Below are 7,084 nucleotides of genomic sequence, written 5' to 3'. Positions count from 1 at the left end.
ACCCCGAAGGATCTCGTTCGACTTGCATGTGTTAGGCATGCCGCCAGCGTTCGTTCTGAGCCAGGATCAAACTCTCAAGTTTGATGCTCGATCTCCAATCAGGTGGAATAACCCAACCGAAAACCGCTCACTTCAAGGAGCCAATTCCTGCACATCACATATTCTTAGTGGATATGTAACGAGACATACGAACTGGCTTAAGCTTTTTACGATCCCCAACACACCTTGAATGCGTGAGTGACCGCCAAGCCGCCGCCCGCATGTCCCTTCATCTAACCTACAATGTCAAAGAGCCGACAACAAATACCGGCACCCCTTCCGCCCCTAAACCTTTCGGCCTAGAAACTTCCGTGCGCCAGCATCTCAATGCCAGTACCGCAGACCCCGAAGCCGCCGTAGCGGCCCGCTCCGTCGCGGTGAAACCCCTCTAGGCGGGGTTGCCCCGAACCGTCAACAACAGATTTTCACTTTTCTGAAAAATTTCTGGAAAAAGACCGAAAAACAACGCTTTGCCTCACTCCGCCAGCCCCGCACCAGCCGGAACCTTATCCCGCCCCATACGTCACAACACCGAATCACCTCCCAGAATCACTCGCTCCAGACGCACCAAGGGCGCCCTTCCCGTTGGGAAAGGACGCCCTTGGTGACATTCCAGCCGGGAATCGGGACGATCAGAGACGTCCGACCGTCACCGGCTTGTCCTCGGTCCGCGCCAGCGGATTGGCGAGCGGCAAGGTGAAGGGTGCTGCGGCGATTTCGAACACATCGCCTTCCTGCGTCCGGATGCCGTCGGCGAACGACAGGGTCGCGGTGCCGAAGAAGTGGACGTGTACGTCCCCCGGACGACGGAACAGCGCATATTTGAAGTGATGATGCTCGAGGTTCGCCAGGCTGTGCGACATGTTGGCCTCCCCCGACAGGAAGGGCTTTTCCCACAGCGTCTCGCCGTCGCGGACGACCTTGCTGCTCCCTTCGATATGCTCGGGCACGTCGCCTAGCAGCAGTTCGGCGCCGAGCGCGGCGGGGCGCAGCTTGCTGTGCGCGAGCCAGAGATAATTATGCCGCTCGGTCACATGGTCCGAGAACTCGTTGGCGAGGCACAGGCCCAGCCGATGCGGCGTGCCGTCGGGGCCGATGAGGTAGATGCCTGCCAGCTCGGGCTCCTCGCCGCCATCCTGCGCGAAGGCGGGCATTTCGAGCGCGTCGCCCGGGCCGACCAGCTGCGAGCCGTCGCCCTTGTAGAACCATTCGGGCTGCTGGCCGACCTGGCCCTCGCCGGGCTTGCCGCCCTCGACGCCTTCCAGGAACATGCGCATCGAGTCGGTCTGGTGCGCGGCGGCGGCCGCGTCGCGATGCATCTTGTCGCGCCCCTCGGCCGAGCCGAGATGGGTCAGGCCGGTGCCGGTCATGACGCAGTGCGCGGGGTCTTCATGGTCGATCGGCGCGATCAGATGGCCCGCCGCCAGTTCTGCCTTCAGATCGACGGCCGCGCCCTCGCCGCAGGCCAGCGCGGTGTCGAGCAGCGACCGCCCGCTGGCAATGGCACGCTGCGCCAATGCGATGACCGTGTCGATGCCCGGCACGAAGGCCGCGTGGTCGCCCCGCGCCAGAATGACCGAACGGGTCCCATCGGGTGCGCGATGCTGCAACAGGCGATCAGCCATGAATTCCTCCCCTTATCGTCTTTCAACAAAAAGGGGCGCATCCCCGGTTCGGGACGCGCCCCGCCATTCCTTAGCCCGGCTGGCCGTCGACCAGACGGGGCAGCGTGCCCGCCGCTTCGTCCTTCAGATCCTGCGGCAGCAGCGCGGCCGACAGATTCTGGTACGACACCGGCCGCAGATAGCGATCGATCGCCAGGCTGCCGACCGAGGTCGTGCGCGCGTCCGAGGTCGAGGGGAACGGGCCGCCATGGACCATCGCATGCGCCACCTCGACGCCGGTCGGCCAGCCATTGGCCAGGATCCGCCCCGCCTTGCGCTCGAGCACCGGCACCAGCCGCGCGGCCATGTCGGTATCGCCCTCGTCCATCTGGATCGTCGCGGTCAGCTGACCCTCGGCGGCCTTGAGCACCGCGATCAGCTCCGCCTCGTCGCGGCAGCGGACCAGGATCGACGACGCGCCGAACACTTCATGACCCAGCGCCTCGTCGGCGAGGAACGCCTCGGCCGTGGTCTGGAAGAAGGCGGCGCGACCGGCGGTGACGCCCTCGCCCACCTTTCCTTGCGCAACCGTCTCGACCTTGTCGTGGCTCGCCAGCGACTCCGACGCCTTGGTATAGGCGGCGTGGATGCCCGGGGTCAGCATGGTCTGCGCCGCCGCCTCGGTCAGCGCGGTGCGCGCCGCCTCGACAAAGCCGTCCAGCCCCTCGCCCTCGATCGCCAGCAACAGGCCCGGATTGGTGCAGAACTGGCCCGCGCCCATGGTCAGCGAGCCGACAAAGGCGGTGCCCAGCGCCGCGCCGCGCGCCTTCAGCGCCTCGGGCATCAGCACGACCGGGTTGATGCTGGACATCTCGGCATAGACGGGGATCGGGATCGGCCGCTCCTGTGCGATCTTCAGCAGCGCCAGGCCGCCCGCGCGCGAGCCGGTGAAGCCGACCGCCGCGATGCGCGGATCACGGACCAGCGCGCCGCCCAGTTCGTTGCTGGGGCCGGTCAGATGACCGAACACGCCCTTGGGCAGACCGCAGGCCTCCACCGCGCGTTCGATCGCCGCGGCGACCAGCGCGCCGGTCTGCGGATGGGCGGGGTGGCCCTTGACGATCACCGGGCAACCGGCGGCCAGCGCCGAGGCGGTGTCGCCACCGGCGGTCGAGAAGGCGAGCGGGAAGTTGGACGCGCCGAACACCGCGACCGGGCCCAGCGGCACCATGCGCAGGCGCAGATCGGGGCGCGGCAGCGGCTGGCGGTCGGGCATGGCGGGGTCGATACGGACCTGGAGATAGGCCCCGGCGCGCAGCACCTTGGCGAACAGGCCGAGCTGGCCGACCGTGCGGCCGCGCTCGCCCTCCAGCCGCGCGCGCGGCAGACCGCTTTCACGCATCGCCGCCTGGATCAGATCGTCGCCAATGGCCATGATCTCGGCACCGATCCTGTCGAGGAACACGGCGCGCTCCTCGCGGCTGGTGGCGCGATAGACGTCGAACGCCTCCTCTGCCGCGGCACAGGCCACATCGACATCGGCCGGTCCGTGCACCGCAAAGGCGTCGCCCACCGGCTGGCCGGTGGCGGCGTCGATCGAGCGGAAATCGGTCATAGGGGAAGCTCCTTTATATTACTCCGACATATTCGTTTGACGGAGCGATGGCAATGTTAAAGGTAATGCGCGAGGATAGGGGCGGAGAGGTACGATCGATGGATGACATGATGACGAACGGGAACGCCGCGCCCGAACCCCTGGTCGATTCCCCGGTCGAGTCCCCGGCCGATTCCGAGGCTCCCGCACCCAGGACCCGGCGCGGCACCGGCCGCCGTCTGCACGGCGCGATCGCGCACAAGCTGGGCGCGGCGATCGTGTCGGGCGAATATCGCCCCGGCGACACGCTGTCGGGGGAGGTCGCCTTTTCCGAGGCGCTCGACGTGTCGCGCAGCGCCTATCGCGAGGCGGTGCAGGTGCTGAGCGCCAAGGGGCTGGTCGAAAGCCGACCCAAGACGGGCACCCGCGTCCTGCCGCGCAACCGCTGGAACCTGCTCGACCCCGATGTGCTCGCCTGGGCCTTTTCGGGCGAACCCGACATCCAGTTCGTGCGCAGCCTGTTCGAGCTGCGGTCGATCGTCGAGCCCGCCGCCGCGCGGCTGGCGGCCGAGCGACGCGACAAGGCCGACCTGAAGGAGATGCGCGACGCGCTGGCCGCGATGCGCCGCCACACGCTGGCGACCGAGGCGGGGCGCACGGCGGACCGCGAATTCCACAACGCGGTGCTGGCCGCGACCCGCAACGATGCGCTGGTCGTGCTGACCGCCAGCATCGGCGCGGCGGTCGCCTGGACCACCCAGTTCAAGCAGCGGTCGCGCGCGCTGCCCCGCAATCCGGTGCCCGACCATGTGAAGGTCTATGACGCGATCGCCGCGGGCGATGTCGAGGGCGCGGGAGAGGCCATGCGGCTGCTCGTCGATCTGGCGCTGGAGGATACCCGCAGCGCGATGGAAGGATAAGAAGGCCCGCCCCCGTAAAGGAGCGGGCCACCCGAGACGCCGGGTTCGGAGACGGGGGTCAGAAGGCCGCGCGGTGGAGCGGCTTGGCCGGGACCGCGACCCGGAAGGTGAAGATGTCGCCCGCCTGGACCTGCTCGGCGAGTTGCTCGTCCGACAGGCCCTGGCGCGCGGTGGTGGCATAGGCGGTGCGGCCATCGGGGCCGCCCAGCGCGATCTTGGTGATGTTGGACACGGGGAAGCGCACCTCGTCGGTCATCACGCCGTCGGGGCCGTAACGCCGCGCCGCCCAGCCGCCATAGAAGCCGACCCACACCCCGCCCTCGGCATCGCAGATCGCGCCGTCGGGATGACCGTCCGCATCGCCGAAGCGCGCGAACTCGGTCGCGGGGCCGAGCGTGCCGTCCGCCAGGATCGCGTGCGCCAGGATGACCTTGCCCAGCGTGTCGACATGATAGAGCGTCGAGTCGTCGGGCGAGATGGCGGGACCGTTGGTGATGCACACCGCATCGGCGCTGGACGGCGAGACCAGTCCCGCGACCCAGCTGAACAGACGGCCCGACAGCGCCGTCTCGTCATTGTCCATCGTGCCGAACCAGATCCGCCCCTGCCCGTCGACGCACGCATCGTTCAGGCGGTTGGCGGGGAGATGCGTATCGACCTCGGCCATACGCTCGAACCCGCCGGTGGCGGGATCGAAGTGATGCGGGCCCGACTTCAGCCCGGCGACGAATCCGCCGCGCTGCGCCGGTACCACCCAGCCGACCATTTCGGGCGAGTCCCAGTGATCGAGCGTGCCCGCCACCGGATCATGGGCATAGATGCGCTGCTGCTTGATATCGACGAACCACAGCAGGCCGTCGACCCAGATCGGCCCCTCGCCCAGCGTCGCACCCACGGTCAGACAATGTTCGGCCTGCTGCATCACTCTCTCCTATGCTCTCGCCCGGTCTGTCAGCGCCAACCGGCGTCGATGAAATAGTCATGGCCGGTGCACATCCGGGCATCGTCCGAGGCCAGGAACAGCACCAGCGCCGCGACATCGGCGGGCTGGATGCGCCCGTCGAGGCACTGGGCCGCGACGATCTCCGCCTCGCCTTCGGGCGTGTACCATTTTTCCTGGCGCGGCGTCTGGACGTTGCCCGGCACGATGGTGTTCACGCGGATATTATCGCGCCCCAGATCGCGCGCCAGGCTGCGGGTCAGGCCCTCGATCGCGGCCTTGCACGTCTGGTAGAGGACCAGGTCGTTCAGACCCAGGTGCCAGCTGATCGACCCGAAGTTCAGGATCGCGCCGCCACCGGCGCGCTTCATCGCCGGGATCACCGCCTGCGCGGCAAAGAACTGGTGCCGCAGATTGACGTTCAGCCGCTCGTCCCAATAGGCCGGGGTCACGTCCGCGATGCTGTGGCGGTCGTCATTGCCCGCATTGTTGACCAAGATGTCGACCCCGCCCAGCGCCTCTTCCAGCTCGGCGAAGATCGTCTTGAGGTGGTCCAGATCGGTCAGGTCGCAGCGGCGATGGATCGGCGCATGGCGGGCATCGCCCGACAGCCGCTCGACCAGCGCCCGGCTCGCCTCCTCGGCGATGTCGACGAACGCGACGCGGGCGCCCTGCGCGACGAACGCCTCGACCAGCCCCTCGCCGATCCCCGAGCCGCCGCCGGTCACGATCACCCGCTTGTCGGTCAGGCTGGGATAGCGCGCGACCAGATCGGCGGCGCTGGTCTTCTGCAACATGTCTTGAGTCTCCGTCACAACAGGCCACGCTTGGCCAGGTTGCGCATCAGGTCGCCCAGACCAAAGGTCCAGGCCGGGGCGTCGGCGCTGGTCATCACCGGATTGACCAGCGTGCCCAGACGCGGGTTGGCGATGACGACGGTGTCGCCGACCTTGTGAGTGAAGCCGCGGCCGGGCTCGTCACGGTCCTGGGTCGGCGCGAACAGCGTGCCGAGGAACAGGACGAGGCCGTCCGGATAATGATGCTCGCTGAGCGCCTGGCCCAGCAGGTCCTCGGGATCGCGGCTGATCTGGTCCATCGAGCTGGCGCCTTCCAGCACATAGCCGTCGGTGCCGGTGATGGTCAGCTTGACCTCGCTCGACCGGACATCGTCCATGGTGAAGCCGTCGTCGAACAGCCGGACGAGCGGCCCGAGCGAGCAGGAGGCGTTGTTGTCCTTCGCCTTGCCCAGCAGCAGCGCCGAGCGGCCCTCGAAATCGCGCAGGTTGACGTCGTTGCCCAGCGTCGCGCCGACCGCCTTGCCATGCGCGTCGGCGACCAGCACCACCTCGGGCTCCGGGTTGTTCCAGGTCGAATCGGAGCGGACCCCGACCGGCATGCCCCAACCCACGGTCGACAGCACCGGCGACTTGGTGAAGATCTCGGCATCCGGGCCGATCGCGACCTCCAGATATTGCGACCACAGCCCCTCGGCGATCAGCGCGTCCTTCAGCTGCGCGGCCTCGGGCGAACCCGGCACCACCGAGCGGATATTGCCGCCCAGCGCCTGTTCCAACGTGGCGCGCAGCCCCGCCGCCTTGGCATGGTCGCCGCGCGCGCGCTCCTCGATCACCCGCTCCAGCGCCGACACGGCGAAGGTCACGCCCGCCGCCTTCACACATTGCAGATCGATCGGCGAGAGCAGGCGGTTGGCCGCGCCTTGCTCGGGGGACAGGTTCAGGTCGCCCAGATCGCCCAGCGATTCACCCTGCCCGGCCTCGACCGTACCGGCCGCGATCAGCGCCGAAACGGTCGGGGCGACGCGGCTCATGTCGAAAACTTCCCCGCCCTGCACCAAAATAGGACATGGCCCCTCGCCGCGATCGATACGGCCGACGAAACGGCCCGTCCGCCAATCGTCAGGCAGGGCATCGATCAGAGGAGTGGAATTGCTTGCCATGTCTTACTCTCCGCAATTTTGTTAGCGGTA

General features: G+C 67.7%; 6 protein-coding genes and 1 rRNA gene. 1 reads left to right on the top strand and 6 read right to left on the bottom strand.

Translation table 11 applies throughout. The annotated features are described in order from the left end of the window. The 3 genes from ABIC44_RS13975 to ABIC44_RS13965 all read right to left on the bottom strand — a co-directional run. A 16S ribosomal RNA gene (locus ABIC44_RS13975) occupies positions 1 to 82 on the bottom strand; the annotation flags it as partial. A 589-nt stretch (positions 83 to 671) separates the two neighbouring features. Next, on the bottom strand, positions 672 to 1,664 hold the full coding sequence (araD1, locus tag ABIC44_RS13970; RefSeq protein ID WP_354296139.1) for an AraD1 family protein: 993 nt from the start codon (positions 1,662 to 1,664) through the stop codon (positions 672 to 674). Between the two features lie 70 nt (positions 1,665 to 1,734). Continuing rightward, entirely contained in the window at positions 1,735 to 3,258 is a 1,524-nt protein-coding gene (locus ABIC44_RS13965) for an aldehyde dehydrogenase (NADP(+)) (RefSeq protein ID WP_354296138.1), read from the bottom strand. Positions 3,259 to 3,365: 107 nt separating this feature from the next. Between ABIC44_RS13965 and ABIC44_RS13960 the strand changes: the two genes are divergently transcribed. Further along, entirely contained in the window at positions 3,366 to 4,157 is a 792-nt protein-coding gene (locus ABIC44_RS13960; RefSeq protein WP_354296136.1) for a FadR/GntR family transcriptional regulator, read from the top strand. 58 nt (positions 4,158 to 4,215) lie between these two features. Here the strand turns inward: ABIC44_RS13960 and ABIC44_RS13955 are convergent, their stop codons facing one another. Genes ABIC44_RS13955 through ABIC44_RS13945 form a run of 3 tightly spaced genes read right to left on the bottom strand, consistent with a single transcriptional unit; the run spans position 4,216 to position 7,054 of the window. After that, complete coding sequence (locus tag ABIC44_RS13955) at positions 4,216 to 5,079, bottom strand: SMP-30/gluconolactonase/LRE family protein (RefSeq protein WP_307101293.1); 864 nt, start codon at positions 5,077 to 5,079, stop codon at positions 4,216 to 4,218. Between the two features lie 29 nt (positions 5,080 to 5,108). Beyond that, entirely contained in the window at positions 5,109 to 5,894 is a 786-nt protein-coding gene (xylB, locus tag ABIC44_RS13950; protein WP_309690705.1) for a D-xylose 1-dehydrogenase, read from the bottom strand. Between the two features lie 14 nt (positions 5,895 to 5,908). Further along, positions 5,909 to 7,054, bottom strand: a complete 1,146-nt coding sequence (locus ABIC44_RS13945) for a fumarylacetoacetate hydrolase family protein (protein WP_354296134.1) — start codon at positions 7,052 to 7,054, stop codon at positions 5,909 to 5,911. Positions 7,055 to 7,084: the final 30 nt, after the last annotated feature.

The sequence above is a fragment of the Sphingomonas sp. 1185 genome (genome assembly GCF_040544655.1).
GTDB lineage: Bacteria > Pseudomonadota > Alphaproteobacteria > Sphingomonadales > Sphingomonadaceae > Sphingomonas.
The sequence above is the reverse complement of the archived record's forward strand: the minus strand, read 5'-3'. Positions and strand labels throughout refer to the sequence as shown.

What these genes read in the sequence shown, in the direction of transcription:
- araD1 (WP_354296139.1), bottom strand. Translation starts at nt 1,664, where the DNA reads ATGGCTGATCGCCTGTTGCAGCATCGCGCACCCGATGGGACCCGTTCG.
- ABIC44_RS13965 (WP_354296138.1), bottom strand. Translation starts at nt 3,258, where the DNA reads ATGACCGATTTCCGCTCGATCGACGCCGCCACCGGCCAGCCGGTGGGC.
- ABIC44_RS13960 (WP_354296136.1), top strand. Translation starts at nt 3,366, where the DNA reads ATGATGACGAACGGGAACGCCGCGCCCGAACCCCTGGTCGATTCCCCG.
- ABIC44_RS13955 (WP_307101293.1), bottom strand. Translation starts at nt 5,079, where the DNA reads ATGCAGCAGGCCGAACATTGTCTGACCGTGGGTGCGACGCTGGGCGAG.
- xylB (WP_309690705.1), bottom strand. Translation starts at nt 5,894, where the DNA reads ATGTTGCAGAAGACCAGCGCCGCCGATCTGGTCGCGCGCTATCCCAGC.
- ABIC44_RS13945 (WP_354296134.1), bottom strand. Translation starts at nt 7,054, where the DNA reads ATGGCAAGCAATTCCACTCCTCTGATCGATGCCCTGCCTGACGATTGG.